General features: G+C 68.6%; 21 protein-coding genes. 13 read left to right on the top strand and 8 right to left on the bottom strand.

Going from position 1 to position 19,496, the window contains the following annotated elements:
* Complete coding sequence (locus EF879_RS01775) at positions 1-1,329, top strand: metallophosphoesterase (protein WP_123553979.1); 1,329 nt, start codon at positions 1-3, stop codon at positions 1,327-1,329.
* Between the two features lie 84 nt (positions 1,330-1,413).
* Here the strand turns inward: EF879_RS01775 and EF879_RS01770 are convergent, their stop codons facing one another.
* From EF879_RS01770 to EF879_RS01760, 3 genes are read right to left on the bottom strand one after another with little or no spacing between them, the layout of a single operon-like run.
* A complete protein-coding gene (locus EF879_RS01770; RefSeq protein ID WP_123553977.1) occupies positions 1,414-3,534 on the bottom strand; it encodes a hypothetical protein in 2,121 nt (706 codons plus the stop codon).
* On the bottom strand, positions 3,531-3,788 hold the full coding sequence (locus EF879_RS01765) for a hypothetical protein (protein WP_123553975.1): 258 nt from the start codon (positions 3,786-3,788) through the stop codon (positions 3,531-3,533). The genes EF879_RS01770 and EF879_RS01765 overlap by 4 nt, the downstream gene beginning before the upstream one ends.
* The gene (locus EF879_RS01760; protein WP_123553973.1) at positions 3,785-4,099 is read right to left on the bottom strand and encodes a DivIVA domain-containing protein; all 315 of its coding nucleotides are present in this window, start codon (positions 4,097-4,099) and stop codon (positions 3,785-3,787) included. The genes EF879_RS01765 and EF879_RS01760 overlap by 4 nt, the downstream gene beginning before the upstream one ends.
* A 399-nt stretch (positions 4,100-4,498) precedes the next feature.
* Between EF879_RS01760 and EF879_RS01755 the strand changes: the two genes are divergently transcribed.
* The 4 genes from EF879_RS01755 to EF879_RS01745 all read left to right on the top strand — a co-directional run bounded on the left by EF879_RS01755 (position 4,499) and on the right by EF879_RS01745 (position 6,160).
* Entirely contained in the window at positions 4,499-4,726 is a 228-nt protein-coding gene (locus EF879_RS01755; RefSeq protein ID WP_123553971.1) for a winged helix-turn-helix domain-containing protein, read from the top strand.
* Between the two features lie 105 nt (positions 4,727-4,831).
* A complete protein-coding gene (locus tag EF879_RS01750; protein ID WP_123553969.1) occupies positions 4,832-5,092 on the top strand; it encodes a hypothetical protein in 261 nt (86 codons plus the stop codon).
* Complete coding sequence (locus EF879_RS26910; RefSeq protein WP_148086336.1) at positions 5,089-5,754, top strand: hypothetical protein; 666 nt, start codon at positions 5,089-5,091, stop codon at positions 5,752-5,754. The genes EF879_RS01750 and EF879_RS26910 overlap by 4 nt, the downstream gene beginning before the upstream one ends.
* Complete coding sequence (locus EF879_RS01745; protein WP_123553967.1) at positions 5,729-6,160, top strand: hypothetical protein; 432 nt, start codon at positions 5,729-5,731, stop codon at positions 6,158-6,160. The genes EF879_RS26910 and EF879_RS01745 overlap by 26 nt, the downstream gene beginning before the upstream one ends.
* Before the next feature lie 124 nt (positions 6,161-6,284).
* Here the strand turns inward: EF879_RS01745 and EF879_RS27465 are convergent, their stop codons facing one another.
* Together EF879_RS27465 and EF879_RS01735 are read right to left on the bottom strand one after the other, a co-directional pair.
* A complete protein-coding gene (locus EF879_RS27465; protein WP_199736141.1) occupies positions 6,285-6,695 on the bottom strand; it encodes a very short patch repair endonuclease in 411 nt (136 codons plus the stop codon).
* A gap of 395 nt (positions 6,696-7,090) precedes the next feature.
* On the bottom strand, positions 7,091-8,395 hold the full coding sequence (locus EF879_RS01735; protein ID WP_123553963.1) for a DNA cytosine methyltransferase: 1,305 nt from the start codon (positions 8,393-8,395) through the stop codon (positions 7,091-7,093).
* Positions 8,396-8,583: 188 nt separating this feature from the next.
* Here EF879_RS01735 and EF879_RS01730 point away from each other — a divergent pair, with 188 nt between their 5' ends.
* The gene (locus EF879_RS01730; protein ID WP_158624089.1) at positions 8,584-9,042 is read left to right on the top strand and encodes a DUF4259 domain-containing protein; all 459 of its coding nucleotides are present in this window, start codon (positions 8,584-8,586) and stop codon (positions 9,040-9,042) included.
* A gap of 77 nt (positions 9,043-9,119) precedes the next feature.
* Here EF879_RS01730 and EF879_RS01725 read toward each other — a convergent pair whose 3' ends face one another.
* The 3 genes from EF879_RS01725 to EF879_RS01720 form a co-directional block, all read right to left on the bottom strand.
* Positions 9,120-10,022 (bottom strand): GIY-YIG nuclease family protein, encoded by a 903-nt coding sequence (locus tag EF879_RS01725; protein WP_148086335.1) that lies wholly within the window; start codon positions 10,020-10,022, stop codon positions 9,120-9,122.
* A 98-nt stretch (positions 10,023-10,120) separates the two neighbouring features.
* Positions 10,121-10,318 carry a hypothetical protein gene (locus EF879_RS26905; protein ID WP_148086334.1) on the bottom strand — a complete coding sequence of 66 codons (198 nt, stop codon included), beginning with the start codon at positions 10,316-10,318 and terminating at the stop codon, positions 10,121-10,123.
* Positions 10,319-10,507: 189 nt separating this feature from the next.
* Complete coding sequence (locus EF879_RS01720) at positions 10,508-11,347, bottom strand: DeoR/GlpR family DNA-binding transcription regulator (protein ID WP_123553958.1); 840 nt, start codon at positions 11,345-11,347, stop codon at positions 10,508-10,510.
* Positions 11,348-11,667: 320 nt separating this feature from the next.
* Here EF879_RS01720 and EF879_RS01715 point away from each other — a divergent pair, with 320 nt between their 5' ends.
* The 7 genes from EF879_RS01715 to EF879_RS01685 all read left to right on the top strand — a co-directional run bounded on the left by EF879_RS01715 (position 11,668) and on the right by EF879_RS01685 (position 19,412).
* The gene (locus EF879_RS01715) at positions 11,668-12,954 is read left to right on the top strand and encodes a sugar ABC transporter substrate-binding protein (RefSeq protein ID WP_123553956.1); all 1,287 of its coding nucleotides are present in this window, start codon (positions 11,668-11,670) and stop codon (positions 12,952-12,954) included.
* A 61-nt stretch (positions 12,955-13,015) separates the two neighbouring features.
* Positions 13,016-13,978, top strand: a complete 963-nt coding sequence (locus tag EF879_RS01710; RefSeq protein ID WP_233604165.1) for a carbohydrate ABC transporter permease — start codon at positions 13,016-13,018, stop codon at positions 13,976-13,978.
* A gap of 1 nt (position 13,979) precedes the next feature.
* Positions 13,980-14,828, top strand: a complete 849-nt coding sequence (locus EF879_RS01705) for a carbohydrate ABC transporter permease (RefSeq protein WP_123553954.1) — start codon at positions 13,980-13,982, stop codon at positions 14,826-14,828.
* Positions 14,829-14,856: 28 nt separating this feature from the next.
* Complete coding sequence (locus tag EF879_RS01700; protein ID WP_123553952.1) at positions 14,857-15,717, top strand: ketose-bisphosphate aldolase; 861 nt, start codon at positions 14,857-14,859, stop codon at positions 15,715-15,717.
* Between the two features lies 1 nt (position 15,718).
* Positions 15,719-17,011 (top strand): ADP-dependent glucokinase/phosphofructokinase, encoded by a 1,293-nt coding sequence (locus tag EF879_RS01695; protein ID WP_123553950.1) that lies wholly within the window; start codon positions 15,719-15,721, stop codon positions 17,009-17,011.
* Complete coding sequence (locus tag EF879_RS01690) at positions 17,008-17,964, top strand: class I mannose-6-phosphate isomerase (protein ID WP_123553948.1); 957 nt, start codon at positions 17,008-17,010, stop codon at positions 17,962-17,964. The genes EF879_RS01695 and EF879_RS01690 overlap by 4 nt, the downstream gene beginning before the upstream one ends.
* Positions 17,965-18,545: 581 nt before the next feature.
* Positions 18,546-19,412 (top strand): hypothetical protein, encoded by an 867-nt coding sequence (locus EF879_RS01685; RefSeq protein ID WP_123553945.1) that lies wholly within the window; start codon positions 18,546-18,548, stop codon positions 19,410-19,412.
* The last annotated feature ends 84 nt before the right edge of the window (positions 19,413-19,496 follow it).

The raw sequence follows: 19,496 nt of genomic DNA, 5'->3' as shown, positions 1-19,496 counted from the left end.
GTGTTCGGGGTCCTGGGGTTCGTCGGGGTCATGGTGCTGGTCACCGGCCTGATCCACCTCTACCTCTGGAAGCGCCTGGTCCGGGACACCACCACGCCGGGGCGGTGGCGTCGGGTCGGGACGGTGGCCGCGCTCGTGCTGGCCCTGCTCACCCCGGCCACGATGATCGGCACCCGGGAGGGGCTGTACTGGCTCGCCTGGCCGGGCTACCTCTGGCTCGCCGTGATGTTCTACCTGCTGGTGGTGCTGGCGGTCCTGGAACCGCCGATGCTGGTGACCCGGCTCGTGCTGGCCCGGCGGTCTCGTCGCGCCGCCGCGAAGGCCCCGGAGACGGTGGCCGTACCGGCGGGGGCCGGGGCGACGACGGTGGCCGAGCCGCCGGCCGGGGCGACGACGGTGGCCGAGCCGCCGGCCGGGGCGACGACGGTGGCCGAGCCGCCGGCCGACGCCGTACCGCCGGTGGACACCCCGCCGGTCGAGCCGGATCACGACCCCGACCGGCGGCGGCTCCTGGCCCGGGGAGCGGCGATCTTCGCCGGGCTCACCGCCACCGGGATCGTCGGGTACGGCGTCCGCACCGCGCTGGGGCCGCCGCGGCTGGACCGGGTGCAGATCCCGCTCGCCAAGCTGCCCCGGAGCATGGACGGGCTGCGGATCGCCACCGTCTCCGACATCCACATCGGACCGCTGGCCGGCCGGGCCCACACCGAGCGGGTGGTGGCCGCCATCAACCGGCTCGACGCGGACCTGGTGGCCGTGGTCGGCGACCTGGTCGACGGGACGGTCGCCGAACTGGGCGACGCCGCCGCCCCGCTGCGCGACCTCCGGTCCCGGTACGGCGCCTTCTTCGTCACCGGCAACCACGAGTACTACTCCGGGGTCGAGGAGTGGGTGGTCGAGATCGAACGGCTCGGGCTGCGGGTGCTCCAGAACGAGCGGCAGGAGATCCTGGCCCGGGGTGGGGCGCTCGACCTGGCCGGCGTGAACGACCCGGCGGGGGAAGGGCTCGGGTTCGCCCAGGGCCCGGACTTCGACGCGGCGCTCGGCGGCCGGGATCCGAGCCGGCCCGTGGTGCTCCTGGCCCACCAGCCGATCAACGTGCACGAGGCGGCCAAGCGCGGCGTGGACCTGCAGCTCTCCGGGCACACCCACGGCGGCCAGATCGTGCCGTTCAACCTGGCGGTGGCGCTCCAGCAGCCGGTCGTCTCGGGTCACGCCACCATCGACGGCACCCAGATCTACGTCACCAACGGCGCCGGTTTCTGGGGCCCGCCGGTCCGGGTCGGCGCCCCGCCCCAGGTGACCCTGGTCGAGCTGCGCTCGGCGTAGGCGCCGCCGGCCGAGCCGCGCTCGTGGGCGGGGACGGCGGCGCGTTCGCCCCGGTGGCGCCGTGGCCCGGTACGCCGATCGTGCTCAGGACGCCCCGTCGGCCCGCCGCTCGGGGCACCCGTCGTCGGCGGGTACGCCGAGGGCGGTGAGCGCGGCGGCGAGGGTCGGTGCCGTGGCCAGCCGGCGGGGTACGCCGTACTCGTGCAGGTGGACGGTGCAGCCGGCCCGGTCGAGACGTACCGTGACCGGGGTGCCGGCGTAATGTCGGCCGAGCCGCGCGACGAGCCGGCCCGGGTCGGCGGCCGGCGCGGCCGGGTTGGCGACGGGTGCCGGTGTCGGCGGCGGCACCGGGGTCTGCGGCACCGGGATCGGCCGGTCCGGCTCGGCGGGGGCCGTCGCCGCCAGCGCCACCTCCAGGTACGTCACGCAGTTCGACACCGCCGCGGCGAGGCTCGGCTGGGTCGGCAGGTCGGTGAACGGGGCGGCCGGGTCGGCGGGTAGCACCTCCACCGCCCAGCGTTCGCCGTGGATCCGCCGCGGGTCGTCGGCGTTGGGCCGGTGGTCCTGCACGGTGATCGCGATCGCGAGGTGCAGGCCGAGGGCGATCCGGATCAGCTCGATCAGCGGCGGCGCCTCCGGTGGGCGGGCCGCCAGCAGCAGCCGGCCGCCGGGTCGGCCCCGGGTGGCGCGGGCGAGCTGCGCGGCGAGCGGGTGGGTGTCCGGGTGGTCCAGCGTCACGACCCCGTCCCGCAGGTCCTGGCAGACCGTGTGCCCGAGGTCGAGTTCGGTGAGGTCGGTCGGTGCCTGGTCGAGCCGGGTGGCCAGCCGGGCAAGCCGGTACCGTTCGGGCAGGTGGACCACGGGCTTCCCGCCGGGCTGGGTGGCGACCAGCGGCGCGGTCACCGGCGCCATCGGCCAGTTCTCGTGGACGACCCGACCGGCGAGGTCGGTGACGCTGATGACGGCGCCCCGGTAGACGCGCCGACTGTCGCCGCAGGTGTGGCAGGGCAGGTGCTCGACGTGGACGCCGGTCCCGCCGCAGGCGGCACAACCGGGGTCGGTCGGACGGCCGCCGAGCCGACACCAGCAGGCCCGGAGCCGGCTGTGGGGGTCGCAGTCGGGGCAGTCGTCGTACGGGATCGGGGCACCCCACCAGTCGGGAGCGGGCGGCTCCCACCTCCGGGTCAGGATGGTGGTGACCCGGCGCGTCACCTGTCCGGTCGGTTCCTCGTGGAGCGTCTCGACGGTCCGGCCGACCCGGAGCGAGGTGTGCCACCACCGGCCGTTCCGCCAGATCGCCTGGGCGCCGGGCCGGTCCTCGGCGTCCCGGAGCACCCGCCGCTCGACCTGGTCGAGGTCGATCGGCTCGGGCCGGTCGGGCGGGCCGGCACCGGGCCGGAGGAAGTACGCCGGGGCGTCGAGGTTGCGGGGCTCGAACCCGTCGAAGGCGTCGACGATCGTGGTGGCGGCGACGGCGGCCGGCAGGTCGTCGCCCTGTACGCGGGGTCGGGTCGGCACGCTGCCGCCTGGCAGCTCGTAGCGGACGTCCCAGGCCGACCCGCCCCACTCCGGGTGCCGTACCTCGACCACCAGGTCGAGGTGGAGCTGGTCGGCGAGCCGGCAGAGCTGGGTGAGCCGGGTGCCCGGGTCGAGGGGTGGCGGTGCGACGGCTCGCCCCTGGTAGACCCGCCACGGGTTGTGGGCATGGTCGGCGAGGACCGTCGCGACCAGGGCGTCCCGCTGGTCGGTGGGAAGGTCGGGGCGCCATTCGGCGGGCAGGATCAGCTCCTCGTCGCCGAGCGGCTGGCCGCCGCCGGTCAGCTCGACCAGCGCGGTGGCCGACACGGCGGCGGCCAGCTCGAGGATCAGCGGGGTGAGGGCGAGCACCCAACGGCCGTCCCGGGGTCGGGGTTCGACGGCGCCCGGGGTGACGCTGGCCGACGCGACGGCCCCGGTGTCGGCGTTGACCACGGTGAGGACGAGTTGGGCGCGCCGCCGGCCCCGCTGGCCGCACCGGTGGCAGCCGCTGGCGACCGTGCCGGTGCCCTGGCAGAGCTGGCAGTCCTGGTACGCCTCGCCGCTCCGGACCGGCGGCAGTTCGTCGTCGACCAGGAACCGGTCGCCGTGCCAGGTGCAGCGACAGGGGTCGAGGGTGAAGGTCAGTCCCGCGCAGGCGGAACAGGTGACGACGGGTGGGACGGTCACCGGGGCACCTGCGGGGCACACTCGGACTGGTGTTCGGCCCGGAGCGCGCAGCGCCGGCCGTCCGCCAGCAGCCGATCGCAGAAGACCCGGTGGTGGACACCCTGGTTGTCCTCCTCGGAGACGGTCGTCTCCCGGGCGTCGACGGCGAGGAACGACAGCGCCCGGGCGGCGGTCCGGGCCAGGATGCGAGCATGGCGCAGGTCGGTGGCGACGACCGGCACGTGGATGACGTACCGGTTCACGTCCTCGCTCATCGCCGAGCCAGGTCCCGCATGCTCGGCGCCTGACTGGACTGCCAGCGGCGCAGCGCGTCCTTGATCCGCCGGTTCTCGTCGTCGCTGACGGCCAGCCGGGCGTAGAGGCTGTCGAGGTCGTGCGCCACCCGGTCGAGGAAGGCGGCGACCTCGGCGGGGTCCAGCCCGCGCCGGGTGATCGTGAAGTGCCGGCCCCGCACCTGCCAGGGCCGCAACGGGGCGTACGTCGCCGTGCGGTACGCGCCAGTCGTCACCAGGCGCGGCTGCGGCCCGCGCCGGGCCGGCCGTAGCCAGCGGAGGAATCTGCGCACGTCAAGGGCTCCTTTCACACCGTCGGGAATGGACGGGGTGGTCCGGACCGCCCGGGTCCGGCCCGGACCACCCCACCCCGCCACCGCAGCCTCCGTTGGCAGTACGGCACCGGGGTCGCTCCTCTTTCGGTTCGCACCTGGCCCCGGGCAGAACTGATGAACGGAGGGGCGCCCACCAGCACTCCGACCCAGGTGATTTCCGGCGGGTGCCCTGACCTGCGCGAAAGGTGCCAACCGACCGCACCCGCCCGACAACCGCCATCGATGACGCTAGCCAACCTCTTTCACCTACGTCAAGTAAGGAAGACGCACAAGCTATGTCTTCGCTGGTAGCTGCGTTGCCTACGTCGAGAACGGTGATCAATACTGGAGAGGCCAACCGACCGCAAGGGGCGAGCCATGCCTATCCCGCCGACGATGGATGAGTTGATCGAGGATCTTGTCAGGCGCATCGACGAAGGCATCTACCCGCCTGGCACCAAGATCCCCTCGACCAAGGAGTTGTCCGACTACTACGACGTCTCCATGTCAACCGTCTCTCGCGCCGTCGCGAAGCTTCGGCAGCGCGGGATCTTGGTCGGCCGACCCGGCCGTGGTGTCTTCGTCGCCGAGACGCCAGAGAGTTAGCGAGCCGAGAGTCAGGCGGTACCCCGCATTGAGGTCACCCGATAGTGTTTGTCGCAGGTGGACCTACCGAGGCAGCGAGGGTGAGTCGACCATGATCGAGGCGCGATGAGTGTCGGTGAGGCGAAGGCCACCATCAAACGGGGCCTACAGTCAGCCGAGCACAGCCGAAGGGCGATCCAGGCAGTCATGAGGGAGGCTGCCGAGGCAAGGGCTCTCGCTGCCCAAACCCTGCACGACAGCAGGCATGAGGAGGTCAAACAGGGTCTCGCGTGCCTGAAAGCTGCCGAGCACGAGCTGGAGTTGACAGCACGCCGCCTGAAGGCGACTGTCGACGCCGCGACCTCCTACCTGTCGGCGCTCGGATGACCAGCATCGGCGAGGTGGTAGCGCGCCTCCTGCAAGCTGTAGAGGCCATCGACCGGTCCGCTATCAACGCCGATGGAGCCAGGAACGAGTCCGAGCTGTCACATAAATCCTTTGTGGAGGCCGGGCGAGGAACTGCCGATCCGAGAATGCGAGCCGCCATCACGGAGAGCCGAACGGCCAGTGAGAAGGCGGGCAAGGTCGCGCGTCTGCTCAGTGAGGCGGCAGGCCACTTCTCCGCTTACATCAACATCATCGCGCCGGGCGCTACTCCCAGTAGAGACGCCGCCTCTGATGTCATGCCCGACGGCGAGCGCTTGGTGAGCGAGGCGGCCGACCGAGAGGCTAGGCTGGCGAGGTTTCATCGGAGAACGGTTCAATTCCTCGCCGACCGAGAGGGCGACATCAAGAATGTCGAACAGCTCTCGCGCGAATCGGTAGCCGCGTTCCGGGACAGACTTCGTCCGGGTGACGGGCAGGCGTCGGTAGGGACGCCCAGCCAGCCACCTCCAGCTCAGCCGATGGCCAGCAACAGTCAACCTCCAGCTACGGACATTTTGCTTGCAGCCGCAAGTTTGACGCTGGCGGTGAGAGCTGGCATCGAAAAAGTTAGGGAAATTCGCAAGAGGAGACGGCAACGTGACGACGAATCCGAAGCTGATTGAGTTCCTACGCACGTTCGTACGCGATGAGGCAGACGCGAACGATCGCCTGGAAAAGGAGTTGGACGAGGAAGGTTGGGGCAACTATGCCCTGCTCCTTAACGCAGCCTTCTTCCTAGCGGTCGATCGGTACTTCGACGGACGGCGTGACGACGCCGCCATCATCCAGTTCGTCGCCGGGATGAGATCGCAACTTGATGTCGGCGGTAGCTCCATAGACCCTACCGCCGCTGAAGCGCTGATCACGAGCGTCTTCGACCCTGACACTCCCTTGAATATTGAGCCGGGCATGATGGGCAAAATTCAAACTCACGCGCTACACAAGGCCCTTAACGACAGGCCCATTTCCGACGACGACCTCGCCAACCTTCTCAACGAAGCAGCGTCGATCGCATCGTCGCAGGGGTAGCTCGCACCGCACACCATGATGTCATGCGTTTCAATGCCTAACGAGTTGAAGGGACAGCGACTTCAGCGCCAACGAGGCTCGCCGAGCACACGGCTCAAGGAATCTTCACGACCGGTACGCTAATTCAGCACGGTCCGACGCATCTAGGGGGTTGCGGCGTTTTGGCCGCTTCTCTAACGACGCGTTGGACCAATCGTGCAGCCGTCGCTGGATCCTCATGTTCCCAGATCCGAATCACAGTCCACCCAGCGTCGGTAAGCAGCTGATCAGTTTCACGGTCACGAGCACGATTACCTTCAATCTTGTTCCGCCAGAATTCGTTGTTCACTCGAGCGGGACGATAGTGCTCCGGGCAGCCATGCCAATAGCATCCGTCAACGAAGACCGCAACGCGAACGGCGGAGAAGACCACATCGGCGGTGCGGCGTAGAGTCGGCAGTGGTTTCGCGTTAACTCTGTAACGCAGGCCAGCCTTGTGTAGTAATGACCGTAGTCTCCGTTCAGGACCAGTGTCCCGTGCCTTGTTGGCACGCATCACCGCTCTGACTGCCGGGCTCTTCGCCCACGACGTCCGCACCGTCTCGGGCGGAACGACGAGACCTTGGGCGAAGGCCAGGCGCCAACCCTCGGCAAGATTCTCCGCGCGGGTGGCGTGATGCACCTCTCCGAGATAGCGAGTCGGTGAGTGCCCCTTATCCGACCAGCGCAGGTAGGCGCGGATCCGGCGTGTTCGTGGCAGTAGTTTGAGGTCAACGGACGCTCGTGCTCGGCGGCCATCCCCCAGGTCAACCCACCGTCGGTCGGCCCCGCCGGCAGCGGCGTCCTGTTCAGCCGCAGCCGCTCGTCGACTGCGGCCTTTCCGCCCTTTCCACGCCTTCGGGTCCGGGGACTTCTCAGCCCACCGATGATCGGGCTCCGCCGTTGGGGTAGTCACCGTCGACTCTCAGCCTCGTCCAGTGCGGCGTAAATCTTCCTAGCGAAGAACTCACCAAGGGCCACGGGAACCGCATTGCCCAGTTGCCGCATCTGCTCACCACGTGGACCAGCAAGCTTCCAATCATCCGGAAAAGTCATAACGCGCGCTGTTTCACGTACGGTCATGTACCGATGCCGGTATGGGTAAGGCGAATCCTGCGGCTGTTCTGGCCAGAGTTCGTCAGTCAACAAAACAGACTCTCCGCCAGGTACCCCGTGCACTCCCGCCTTCACTGTCTTCGCGGGGCGGTCAAGTTCGTTAGGCGTATGACCCGGATAGATTCGGGCGCCGGGCCAGCCAATGTGGTCTGTAAAGCCGCCGAGGTGATGCTCCTGTCGATCGAGCCATTCCCATGGCACCGGCGGAAGCGCGGGCTGACTATCAGTGCCGTGGAGGGCGTCTCGCAACGTTCGCCATGGCAACTTTCCATCATCCAAGGGCAAGGTATTCGATATCCGGGACATAACCCGTTTGCGCACATGGCCAGGAACATTGGGGTGCCGATCCCAATAGGATCCGTCCAGCATTGAACGAATAAGCGCTGCCTCCGAGTGACTTGGCTGCACTTCGCGCTCAAATCGCTGGATGTCGACTTCGAGGTCAGCGCGGAACGCTACGAGAATAATCCTGTTTCGGATTTGCGGAACCCCGTAATCAGCAGCGTTCACTCTTGTCGTAAGCACGACATAGCGTCGCTTCGGGTCAGTAGGATCTTTCGATAGCTCGCTGCGCAATACTTCATCATGCTCGCGCCAGGTGATATCCTCGCCGCGCTCATCAAACGGCAAGCTCATCGCTCGTTCAATGTATTCAAAGTAGGGCCTAAACGATGGGCGCAACAAGCCCTGGACGTTCTCGCAGATGACCGCCTTTGGTTGAATCTCCCGAACGGCCCGAATCATCTCCGGAAACATGTTGCGCTTATCCTCATCGCCCCTAGCGACACCCCCGAGGCTAAAAGGCTGACAAGGGGGGCCTCCCGCCAGCAGATCGACCTGACCCCACAGATACTCAAACCTGACGTCGCGTACGTCGCCCTCGATCAACGGCCAGCGCTCGCCAGGCCCAGGGACTCGCTCCCGCTCACCTCGCGGCTCGGCAGCGTTGATCTTAAGTGTCTCGCACGCGTACTTGACGATCTCGTTGACCAAGAGAGGACGAAAGCCAGCCCTATGGACCGCCATCGCCAGCCCACCCCCGCCAGCGAACAACTCCACCGACGTGCGATCCCGGGTTGGCTCCAGCTGCGGCTCAGGCATTGCGAAATCATACCGCGGAGTTTCCGATCTTGGAAACCCACACGCGGTGTGCGATGCTCACTCTCGCCGTGAGCCGCCCGTGCGAGCCCGGGCGCGGCGAGTCGTCCCGGCCCGATCGGACCCGAAGCCACGCCAGCGCCCACCTCCATCCATACGCCCACCGACCTACTTGGACACGAGGAGGATCCATGGCCACATGGCAGCTCGGACCATTTGACAACGACGACGCGGTTGACTGGTGCGGAACCCTGAAAGGGACGAATACCCCCGAGCGCCTCAGCCTGGTTCGCCGAACCCTTGAGCGCGCCGCCCAAGCCGGTCCCGCGCTCGGCACGGAGGACGCGGCCCGTGCGATCGCGGCAGCGGCGACGGTATCGCAGGCGCTTACCGGCACGCCCCCGTCGGACTCGGCCTACGCACCGCGTTTCCTTGGCCCTCGCGACATCCCGGTTAGCCCGTCGCTTTTGGACCTGGCCGGACGAGCGCTCGACGCGGTGCTAGCCGAAGGGTCAGCATGGCGCCAGCAATGGGTCGGACACATTGAGGAGGAAGAAGCCGTCAGCGTCGTAGAACGGCTACGAGCGGGGCTCGCTCCAATCGAATCGGAAACCGAAGTCGTCCCGACTCCAACCCACGATAATCTCTAGCGACACACAGACCCTTCGGCACTTTACGCCCGGCGGGCCGGATGGTCCATCCGCACGAGAGGGACCAAAAAGCTAAGCTATGTTTCAATCTCTTCGTTCCCGTTGTCACGAGAGCCTTCGTCGTCCTCATCCGGCTCCTCAACGATGTCCGTAGCCGGAGCGAATAAGGCAGGTCCTGGGGTCTCGATAACTTCCGAGCCGGAACGCCTCCACCAGCACTGAGCACTGTTGTAGCTGGTGTTCTCGTAGTAAAGGATTAGATAGCCAGGAAGAGCAGTACCCTGCCATCCCTCGGGAAGTGCGCCCACGACCAGCTGGAGCGCCGCCCGCACGGTCATGGGGTGGGACGGGACTTCTACATTAAGCTTGTAGTCGTGACGTGCCCGGGTACTGTTCTTGGGCTGCTCGAAGCGAAGATTGTACGGCAGGTTATCCTTTAGCTCGGTCAGCACCTTGCCGACCGGCCTCACGCCTGCGGTAAGCCAATCGATCGTCAGATCGAGGTTGACCGGATACAGAGCGTCGAAATGGTTGGCCGCGACTTCGCTGGTATCGCGCCTCCGTCCCGGGTCGTTGTTCCCGAACCCGTTGTTGTTCCAGGGCAGCTTCTGCGCTGGCTCACCGTCAGCGCGCTCGTACTTGCCCTCGTACTTGCCGAGTAGCATCTTCTCTGGCGCTGACGCCTCTAGATCTTCCTCAAGATAGAGGCAGACAAAGGAAACCTCTCCGGTGATAGGGCGACCCGACAGCTTTCGATAGTGCTTGCGGAGCCTTGTGGGCAACGACTTGCTCGCCTTGCCGACGTACACGGGCTGACCGTCGAGGTATAGCTGGTAGACGCCAGGACCCTTGGGAAGCACGTCAATCACCTCGGCGGTCAAGGGAGCCGGGGTCAGCTTCTTCAAAGCGGCTGAAAGCTGGTCAGCCAGCGCCTTGGTGATCGACAGCTTAAACTCAGCGTGATGGTTCGTGTTTGACACGTGAGGGAGCGTACTGGCAAGCACGGCACCTAGCCACGGGGAGACCTCCACTGTCGATGCCAATGCCCCCGGACCTCGCCTTTAGAGCTTGCGGTCCCTCAATCGTGTTCGGCCTCGTCCCGGCTGACAGGCGCCGTACGGTCATTGACGTACGCGGTCAGGGCCTCACGGATGATGCCGGGTCGGCGGGCTGTGGCCTGCTCGGCGAGCTGGTCGAGGCGTCCGACGAGCGGCACCGGCAGTTGGGTGTTGACCAGCGTCATGGGTGTCTCGGGCGCGGCCCCGGATGCTGGCACGGGACGCATCGTTCTGATGATCGGGGCCAGTCCGCTGGGGCAGGACGTGGGTAAGACGGCGGTGGCCTCGACCCTGGGCGGCACCGCCGGGGCAGGCAGAACCGCCCGCTACCGCAGCGCCGGCCACCGGCCGCGCCCGTCGCGGCCGGTCCGACGGCGGCGAGCAGCCGTCGCTCGGGCAGCCGTCGCTCAGGCGGGAGCGTGTCGTGGCCTCGGGGACGCCGCCGGAGTCAGCAGCTCCACGCCGTTCGCGGCGAGCGCATCCCGCAGATCGGGCGGCGGCATCGAGTCAGTGACAAGGTAGTCGGCACTGGCCAGCTCTGACACCTGCGCGAAGAGCCGACGGCCGAACTTCGAGGAGTCGGCGAGGATCGCCACCCGCGCCGCCCGCGAGATCATGTCCCGCATCATCGCCGCCTCGGCGAGATTGCTCGTCGTGTAGCCGGCGTCCGCGGAGACCGCCCCGACGCCGATCAGCGCCAGGTCGCAGCGGATGTCCAGCTCGTCGCCGCCGGAGGTACGGAAGCTGACCGGGCCGATCGTGGCCAGGGTGAGCGAGCGGACCGCCCCGCCGAAGACGTAGATGTCCCGGATCGCCGAGGGCGGCAGCGCCGCCGGCACCAGCAGGTTGTTCGTCGCCACGGTGAGGTCGCGGTGCTGGCGCAGGTTACGGGCGAGCGCCAGGGTTGTCGTCCCACCGTTGATCATGATGGTGGAACCGTCCTGGACCAGCGTCGCGGCCAACGCCGCGATCTTCTCCTTCTCCCGCTCCTGGATGGTGAGCCGCTGGTCGACGGTGCGGTCGGTGCGGAAGGCCGTCGCCAGGCTCACGGCGCCGCCGTACGTCCGCACCAGCACCCCGTCGGCGCTGAGCTGATCAAGATCGCGCCGGACGGTGTCGATGGAGACGCCGAAGCGTTCGGCCAGCGCAGCCACGGTCACCTGCCCGGCCTCGGCGACGTACGCGGCCAGTTGGGCCTTGCGTCCCGCGGGCAGGCGGCGCTGTCGGTCGTCCTTCTCAGGGCTCACGTGTTCCCCCTCGCTAGTGCGGCAGTATGCCACAACCGGGCGCCGGCGAGCCGAACCGCCGCACAGAGCGGCGAAGTGCGGCACACTCGCGCACCACCCGTAGCCATCTCATCTCTACCTGCCCGTTCCTCAGGTCAACGCGCTACCGTTGACGCCCCCGCTCTGCCGCATCTCGCAAGAGTATGCAGTACTTAGCCGAGTCTTGCCGTTCTTGCTCTTGTCCCCAGCTCTAACACGCTGCTAGCGTGGCGACAACCCGGCAGAGAACAGAAAGATCTCCCCGGCATAGAGCAAGAAGATCTCCATGGAAGGAGTTCGCCATGGCGGTACGCGCAGCCCGGCTGAAGCGACTGGGAGCAGTGACGGCGGCCGTGGCGGTCGCGTTGGCGGCGGGAGCCTGCGGCTCCGGCGACTCGGGCGACGCGAGCTCGGACGGGACGGTGACGCTGGAGTTCGCGCAGTGGTGGGCCCCTGAGCTGCCGGAGGGTTCCTTCGACAAGCTCATCGCCGACTTCACGGCGCAGAACCCCAACATCAAGGTCAAGCTGTTGAGCGCGCCCTACGCCTCCACCAAGCAGCAACTGGTGACCGGGGCGGCGTCGAGAACCCTGCCCGACGTGGTCGGCCTGGACGGCGCCTGGGTCAACGACTTCGCCAAGCAGGGCGCGATCGCCGACCTGACCCCGCTGATGAGGGAGGCGAACTACGACGCCAGCCAGCTCGCCAGCCAGGTGCAGGTCAACGGGAAGACGTACATGATCCCGGTGGTCAACTTCGTCTACCCGCTCTTCGTCAACCAGGACCTGCTCTCCAAGGCGGGGGTCTCGGCGGTGCCCAGCACCCGCTCCGAGTTCCTGGACGCGGCCAAGAAGATCAGCGCCACCGGCGGCAACGTCAAGGGCTGGGCCCTGCCGCTCGACACGGCCGTCCCGAACGGTGTCCAGAACGACGTGATGTCCTGGCTGTGGGCCTCCGGCGGCAGCATGCTCGCCGACGGCAAGCCCAACCTGACCAGCGCGCCGGTCAAGAGCACGATCGAGTTCATCAAGAGCCTGAACGACGCCGGGGTCATCGTGCCCGGCTCGCTCACGATGAAGGAACAGGACAAGGTCGAGAAGTTCACCACCGGCCAGGTCGGCATGGTGATCGACTCGCTCGCGCACATCAACCTGATCAAGAAGAACAACCCGGACCTGAAGTTCACGGTGGCGGCCCTGCCGGCCGAGGACGGCTACACCGGTCAGCGCGGCATGCCGTACGCGTCGTGGGGGATCGGGATCGCCAACTCCTCGAAGCACAAGGCCGAGGCGTTCAAGCTCGTCCAGTTCCTGCTCAGCCAGCAGACCAACGCCCAGTTGAGCACGCTGGCGAACGGGTTCCCCGGCAACAAGACCGCCGTACCGGACTTCAGCCAGAGCGACCCGCTGTTCAAGACCGCCTTCGACATCTACTCCCAGGGCTACCCGGCCAACGAGTTCGTGGGCCTGCCAAAGTCCGAGGACCTGATGCGCAGCTTCGCCGAACAGCTCCAGCTCGTGCTGACCGGCAAGCAGAGCGTCGACGACGCCCTCGCCAGGTCGCAGGAGGCCTGGTCCTCGCAGATGTGAGGACCGTCGGCCCGGGTGCCGCGCCGGTGGACCGGCGCGGCACCCGACCAAGGAGACAGCGATGACATCCGCGCACGTCGACCACCCCATGCTCGCGCCGGAGGCCGCCCCGCCGGCCCTCCAACCGGTCACCCCCCGCCGCGCCCGGCCCGCCGCCGTTGCCCGGCGCCTGGTGCCGTACGCCTACCTGTCCCCCACGGCGCTGCTGATCGCGGTCCTGATGGTGGTCCCCATCGTCATGGTGATCAGCTACTCGTTCCGGGACAACGTGATCGTGCAGGAGAACCCGGTCTTCGTCGGGTTCGCCAACTACACCAGGGTCCTGACCGATCCGGAGTTCCTGACCGCGCTGAAGAACACGTTCGTCTTCATCACGGTCAGCACGGTCGCCCACCTGGTTCTCGGCCTGGCCTTCGCGATGATGCTCAACACGCCGCTGCTCAGCGGGGTCACCAAGGCCATCTTCCGGATCGTCTACATCCTGCCCTGGCTGTTCACGATCGCGGTGATCGCCGTCATCTGGCGCCTCCTGCTCGACCCGGCCGGCGTGGTGAACTACGTGCTGGGCACGCTGGGCCTCATCCACGACGGGGTGAACTGGTTCGGTGACCCGGGCAAGGCGCTCTGGGTCCTGACGTTCGTCAACATCTGGTCCGGCTACCCGTTCTTCATGATCAGCCTGCTCGCCGCGCTCCAGGGCATCCCCGCCGACCTCTACGAGGCCGCCGCGGTGGACGGAGCGAACCCGGTCCAGCGGTTCCTCAGCGTGACGCTCCCGCAGTTGCGTCCGGTCATCGTCAGCATGGCGGTGCTCGACCTGATCTGGACCTCGCAGCAGTTCGCGCTGATCTGGATGACGACCGGCGGCGGGCCACTGAACGCCACCGAAATGCTCAGCACCTACACCTACAAGCAGGCATTCAGCGAGTACGAGTTCGCCACCGCCTCCGCCAGCGCGGTGATCGTCCTCCTGCTCACGATGATTCTGGCCTTCTTCTACGTCCGCCAGCAGAGGGAGCGGTGAGATGCGCGGACGCACCTCCAGGGCACGGCGGACCGCCGCCAAGGTCGGCGTTCTCACCGGACTGGTTCTCGGCGCGGCATTCGCCGGGCTCCCCGTCCTGTGGATGCTCTCCACCTCGTTCAAGAGCAACGGCGAGGTCTTCGCGACACCGCCGAAGCTGATCACCGAGAACTTCTCGTTCGACGCCTACCGCGAAATCCTCGGCAACACCGCGCAACTGCGGTTCTTCGTCAACAGCTACGTCGTCGCCCTCGCGGTGACCATTCTGACGCTCGTGGTGGCGACCCTGGCCGGGTACGCGTTCAGCCGATTCCGCTTCCCACTCCAGCGACTCATCAACGCCGTGATCGTCAGCGTCCAGGCGGTGCCGCCGATCACGCTCGTCATTCCGTACTTCGGGCTCGTCGTCGCGCTCGGCCTCTACAACACCTATCCGGGGCTGATCCTCACCCACATGGTGTTCACCCTGCCGTACGCGATCATCATGATCACGGCGTACTTCAACACGCTGCCGCGCGAACTGGACGAGTCCGTCAAGGTCGACGGCGGCAACGGCTGGACCGCGCTCTGGCGCGTCCTCGTACCCGTCTCGGTCCCCGGGCTGGTCGCGGTCGGGGTCTACACCTTCATGATCTCGTGGAACGAGTACCTGTTCGCGCTCACCCTCACCCGTACCGACAACATGCGCACGGTCCCCATCGGCATTCAACTGCTCATGGGCCAACACTCGTACGAATGGAACCAGATGATGGCGATGAGCATCCTCGGGTCGATTCCCGTGCTCCTCCTCTTCCTCCTCTTCCAACGACGGTTCGTCGGCGGCCTCGCCTCCGGCGCCGTCAAGGCCTGACATCCCATCCCAAAAGGAGACCACCAACATGCTGACGACCGGCAAGGCGATTCTCGACGTCGCGAACGAGCACAACTTCGCCGTGCCCGCGTTCAACATCAGCGACTGGGCCATGTTCAACGGAATCGTGGAGATCAGCGAGGAGAAGAACGCGCCACTGATTCTCGGTATCCACCCCGACGAGGTACGGCACGTGGGCGCCGACATGATCGCGGCGGTGATCCAGCGGGCCAACCGCTCCAGCGTCCCCATCGCGATCCACTGGGACCACGGCGCCACCTACGAGCAGATCCTGACCGCGATCCGCATCGGCTTCACGTCCGTGATGATCGACGGCTCGATGCTGCCGTTCGAGGAGAACATCGCGCTGTCGAAGCGGGTCGTCGAGACCGCGCACGCGGTGGGCCTGTCGGTCGAGGCCGAGCTGGGCACCATCGGGGCCACCGACGGCGAGGCCGAGGAGGGCGCCGAGGGCATCATCTACACCGACCCCGACGACGCCGCCACCTTCGTCCGGAAGACCGGGGTGGACAGCCTCGCCGTGGCGATCGGCACCTACCACGGCATCTACCCGCCGGACCTCAAGCCGGAGCTGAAGCTCGACCTGCTCAAGGAGATCAAGGACCGGGTACGGATCCCGCTCGTGCTGCACGGCGGCTCCAACAACCCCGACGAGGAGATCGCCGAGGCGGCCCGGCTCGGCATCAACAAGATCAATATCTCCAGCGACATCAAGGTCGCGTACCACAACAAGATGCGCGAGGTGCTGGCCGACCCGAAGCTGCGGGAACCCCTCAGCATCCAGCCTCCCTGCGTCGCGGCGATGAAGGAGGTCGCCGCGCAGAAGATCGACCTGTTCGGCAGCACCGGCAAGGCCGCGCTCTACTGAGATGGCCGCCCGTGTCGTCCTCGGGCTGGGCGGGTGCGTCGACTACGAGCTGAAGCTCACCGGCCCGGCCCTGCAACAGCTCGCCGCCGACTACGCCGTCGGCGCCGCGGACCTGGCGTCGCCGGGCGCGGTGACCAGCGAGCGCGATCTCGTGGTGTCGATCCTCGGGTACGTCGCCCGGGGCGGAGGAGGCGAGCACTTCGTCGCCTCCGCCCCGGCGCTGGAGACCTTCGCCCGCCGGTTTCCCCACCGCACCACCCTGGGCGGCACCTCGGTACGGGCGGCGATCGTGCTGGACCGGCTGGGCGTCCCGTCCACCCTGCACCTGGTCAGCGTCAACGACACCGTCCGTCGGTTGCTCCCGGCAACCTGCGACTACGTCTCCAGCGGCGACACGGACACCTACTACCCCCACCTGATCGTCCAGTACGACCGCGGCCTGCGGGTCCGGACCGGCGACCTCGACATCACCGCGCCGCTCCCGAACCGCCTGATCTACGTCAACGATCCGGCCAACAGCAGCATGGCGCTCGCCGACGACCTGGGCGCCCGGTTGCGCGACGCGGACGTCTTCCTGATCTCGGGCTTCAACGCCATGCGCGACGAACGCCTGCTCGACGAGCGGCTTGCCGCGCTCCGCGCGCACATGCGGCACCTGCCACCCGGGGCGGTCACCTACTACGAGGACGCGGCGTTCCACGAGCCCGCCCTCAGCCAGCGGGTCCGCGACGCGCTCCTCGACGTGATCGACGTGTACGGGCTGAACGAGGACGAGATGCAGACCTACCTGGGGCACCCGGTCGACCTGCTCTCCGTGGACGAGGTCCGGCGCGCGCTCACCGCGGTGCACGCGCTCATCCCCGTACCCACCCTGGTGCTGCACACCAGGTTCTGGTCGGCCGCGGTCGGGGAGCGGGCCGGTGACCTCGCCGCCGCCCTCGACCTCGGCACCCTGATGGCCGCCACCCGGTACAGCCACGGCGACGACGTCACCGACCGGGACATCGACCTCATGCGCCGGCGCCCGCGCCGGCCCGAGGCCCGCGCGTTCGCGGCGGCGCTGGAGGAGCGGATGGGCGGCACGGTCCGCTGCGTACCCGGCTTCGCCCTCAACGTCGACAACCCCACCACGGTCGGGCTCGGCGACACCTTCGTCGGCGGCTTCCTCGCCGCCGTCGCCCGGTCGACCTCCCCCGCCGCGCCACACCGACCGGTCCCGGGCCAGGTCACGCGGCGCCCGCCGGTCGTCTCGCCAGGTGTCGCCGGTCTCGCGTCACAGAGGGAGCATCCGTGACCGTCGAAGTACTACCCGCCAACCAACCCGAGACCTTCTACCGCGGCGCGGGCCGCATCGCCGAGTTCCGCAACCTGCCGGCGCTGGCCGACCGGCCCGAGGACTGGGTCGGCTCGACGACCAGCCGGTTCGGTCTGGCCCCGGCCGGCCTCTCCACCCTGCGGGACGGCCGCCTGCTGGCCGAGGCGATCGCCGCCGAGCCGCGCTACTGGCTCGGGCCGGACCGCACCGAGCCGGGCATCCTGGTGAAGCTCCTCGACGCCGGGCAGCGGCTCCCGCTCCACGTACACCCGGACCGTCGCTTCGCCACCGCCCACCTGGCCTCGCCGTACGGCAAGACCGAGGCCTGGGTGATCGTGTCCGCCAGGCCGGACGCGTACGTCCACCTCGGGTTCTCCCGTGACGTGGACGCCGACGAGCTGGCCGCGTGGGTCGCCGGGCAGCAGATCGAGCAGATGCTCGCCGCCACCAACCGGATTCCGGTCGCCGCCGGCGACGCCATCCTCTGCCCGGCCGGCCTGCCCCACGCGATCGGCGACGGCATCCTGCTGGTCGAGGTCCAGGAGCCGACCGACTTCTCGGTGCTGCTGGAGTACGAGGGCTTCGGCCTGGCCGAGGGCCACCTGGGCCTCGGCTACGACCTGGCCCTACAGTGTGTCGACCGCGGCGCGTGGTCGCCGGCCCGCCTCGAGACGCTGCGCGGCGTGAATCGGCTGCTGCCCGAGGCCGCGGACGAGTTCTTCACCGCCGAACGCCGACACGGCGGCGACCGCCTGGACCAGGGGTTCAGCGTCCTCGTCGTGGTGGCCGGCGCCGGCACCCTGAGCGGCGAGCACGACAACCTGGCGGTCCGGCGGGGCGACACGCTGCTGATCCCGTACGCGGCCGGCCCGCTGCGACTGGACGGCCAGGTGGAGGCGATTCGCCTCGCCCCGAGTCGGGCGCACCGCTGAGGTCGGTGCCCCGACACCGGCACCGACGACGGCGGCCCGGGCAGCCGCGCCGCGTCGCGAACCGCGTCCAGCACCGGCACGACGACGGCGCGGCCGGCAACCACCGTCGATGCGTCACGGGCCCACGCCGACTTCGGGTGAACGCGCGTCTGATCGGTTGCGCGGACGGACCCGGTACCGGCACGATCATCAGCGGGCGTCCACAGTGCCTGTCTGAGACCACCCTGGTGGTTCACGGCTCGGCCGTTCGTCCAGGCCAACGTTGCTCGCCCAGGCCCGGAGTTGACAACGCCAGGCCCGCTCACTCCGGCAGAACCCGCTCGCTGAAACCTGACGATGCCCGCCAGTACCGACGGACGCGACATCGGCGGACCGTCCGGCGGCGTGAAGGTGAGGATCCCGTGACGTGTCCGGCGTGTGGAGAGGTCGCCGAACCCGGGGCGACGTACTGCCTGCGGCCCGAGTGCGGGGCCCGGCTGGACCCGGGTGACCCCGTCGAGACGCCGCCTGACCCAGCCACCGCGACAGGCCCGGCCACCGCGACAGGCCGGGCCGGCCCGACGAAACCGACGGACTCGGCGATGTCGGGCAACCCGGCGGTGTCGGGCAACCCGGCCGACAAGGAGGGTTCGCCCCGGCCGGCGGGTGCCGCCGTGGCGGCGGTGGCCGACACACCGCCGGTGACCGCCCGGGCGAACGGCCCCGGTCCGGCCCGCAACTGGCTCGCCGCCGCTGCCGCCGCCGCGGTCGGGCTGGCACTGGCCGGCGCGGTTACGGTGACGGTCCGCGGCGGCGGACCGGAGCAGCAGCGGCAGCTGGCCGAGTCGGTGCCCGTCCCCACCGCCCGGCCCGTACCCACCGGTGTGCTGCCCTCGCTGCCGGCCACCCCGACCGGTGCGGCGGAGACCGGTCGCCCCGGAGACGGTCGCGACTCGACCGGCGGCAGCAGCGGGAACGACGACCGCCAACCGGCGGGCGGCCAGGGGGCGACCGACCCCGACCGGCGGTCGTCCGGGGGCCAGGGATCCACCCCGACCAGGACGACGGCGCCGGCCACGACCAAGCCGCCGGCCACGACGAAACCGCCGGCCACGACCAAGCCACCGACCGCGACCAGGTCGCCGACGAAATCGCCGACCAGGTCGGCGCCGGCCTCCATCAGCGCCTCCGCGTCGGCGGTCTGCTACAGCGACGGGCGGTGGGCCGTCCGGATCACCGGTCGGATCGTCAACGGCAGCGCGTCCGACGTGTGGGGCTACACGCAGAGCGACACCTGGGCGTACACCGGGTTCCAGATCGGCCGCGGCACCTCGTTCTCCGGTGTCATCGACCCGACCTGGGGCACCGGCGAGTTGCGCAGCCGGACGTCGACCCAGTGGTACGTCAGCGCGGTCGTCAACGGACGAGAGATCATCTCTCCGACGTACACGGTCAGCAAGAGCTGCTGACCCGGCCCGTGGGAGCGCGCACGGGCCGGTCGCCGGCCCCGTGGCGCCCGCAGCGAGAAATCACACTCGCGCGTGGCGACACGC

Source organism: Micromonospora sp. HM5-17, assembly GCF_003762835.1.
Taxonomy (GTDB): Bacteria; Actinomycetota; Actinomycetes; order Mycobacteriales; family Micromonosporaceae; genus Plantactinospora.
The sequence above is the reverse complement of the archived record's forward strand: the minus strand, read 5'-3'. Positions and strand labels throughout refer to the sequence as shown.

Coding starts and splice junctions, on each gene's coding strand:
- EF879_RS01765 (WP_123553975.1), bottom strand. CDS start 3,788: ATGAGCGAGGACGTGAACCGGTACGTCATCCACGTGCCGGTCGTCGCC.
- EF879_RS01755 (WP_123553971.1), top strand. CDS start 4,499: ATGCCTATCCCGCCGACGATGGATGAGTTGATCGAGGATCTTGTCAGG.
- EF879_RS01750 (WP_123553969.1), top strand. CDS start 4,832: ATGAGTGTCGGTGAGGCGAAGGCCACCATCAAACGGGGCCTACAGTCA.
- EF879_RS26910 (WP_148086336.1), top strand. CDS start 5,089: ATGACCAGCATCGGCGAGGTGGTAGCGCGCCTCCTGCAAGCTGTAGAG.
- EF879_RS27465 (WP_199736141.1), bottom strand. CDS start 6,695: ATGCGTGCCAACAAGGCACGGGACACTGGTCCTGAACGGAGACTACGG.
- EF879_RS01735 (WP_123553963.1), bottom strand. CDS start 8,395: ATGCCTGAGCCGCAGCTGGAGCCAACCCGGGATCGCACGTCGGTGGAG.
- EF879_RS01730 (WP_158624089.1), top strand. CDS start 8,584: ATGGCCACATGGCAGCTCGGACCATTTGACAACGACGACGCGGTTGAC.
- EF879_RS01715 (WP_123553956.1), top strand. CDS start 11,668: ATGGCGGTACGCGCAGCCCGGCTGAAGCGACTGGGAGCAGTGACGGCG.
- EF879_RS01710 (WP_233604165.1), top strand. CDS start 13,016: ATGACATCCGCGCACGTCGACCACCCCATGCTCGCGCCGGAGGCCGCC.
- EF879_RS01705 (WP_123553954.1), top strand. CDS start 13,980: ATGCGCGGACGCACCTCCAGGGCACGGCGGACCGCCGCCAAGGTCGGC.
- EF879_RS01700 (WP_123553952.1), top strand. CDS start 14,857: ATGCTGACGACCGGCAAGGCGATTCTCGACGTCGCGAACGAGCACAAC.
- EF879_RS01695 (WP_123553950.1), top strand. CDS start 15,719: ATGGCCGCCCGTGTCGTCCTCGGGCTGGGCGGGTGCGTCGACTACGAG.
- EF879_RS01685 (WP_123553945.1), top strand. CDS start 18,546: ATGTCGGGCAACCCGGCGGTGTCGGGCAACCCGGCCGACAAGGAGGGT.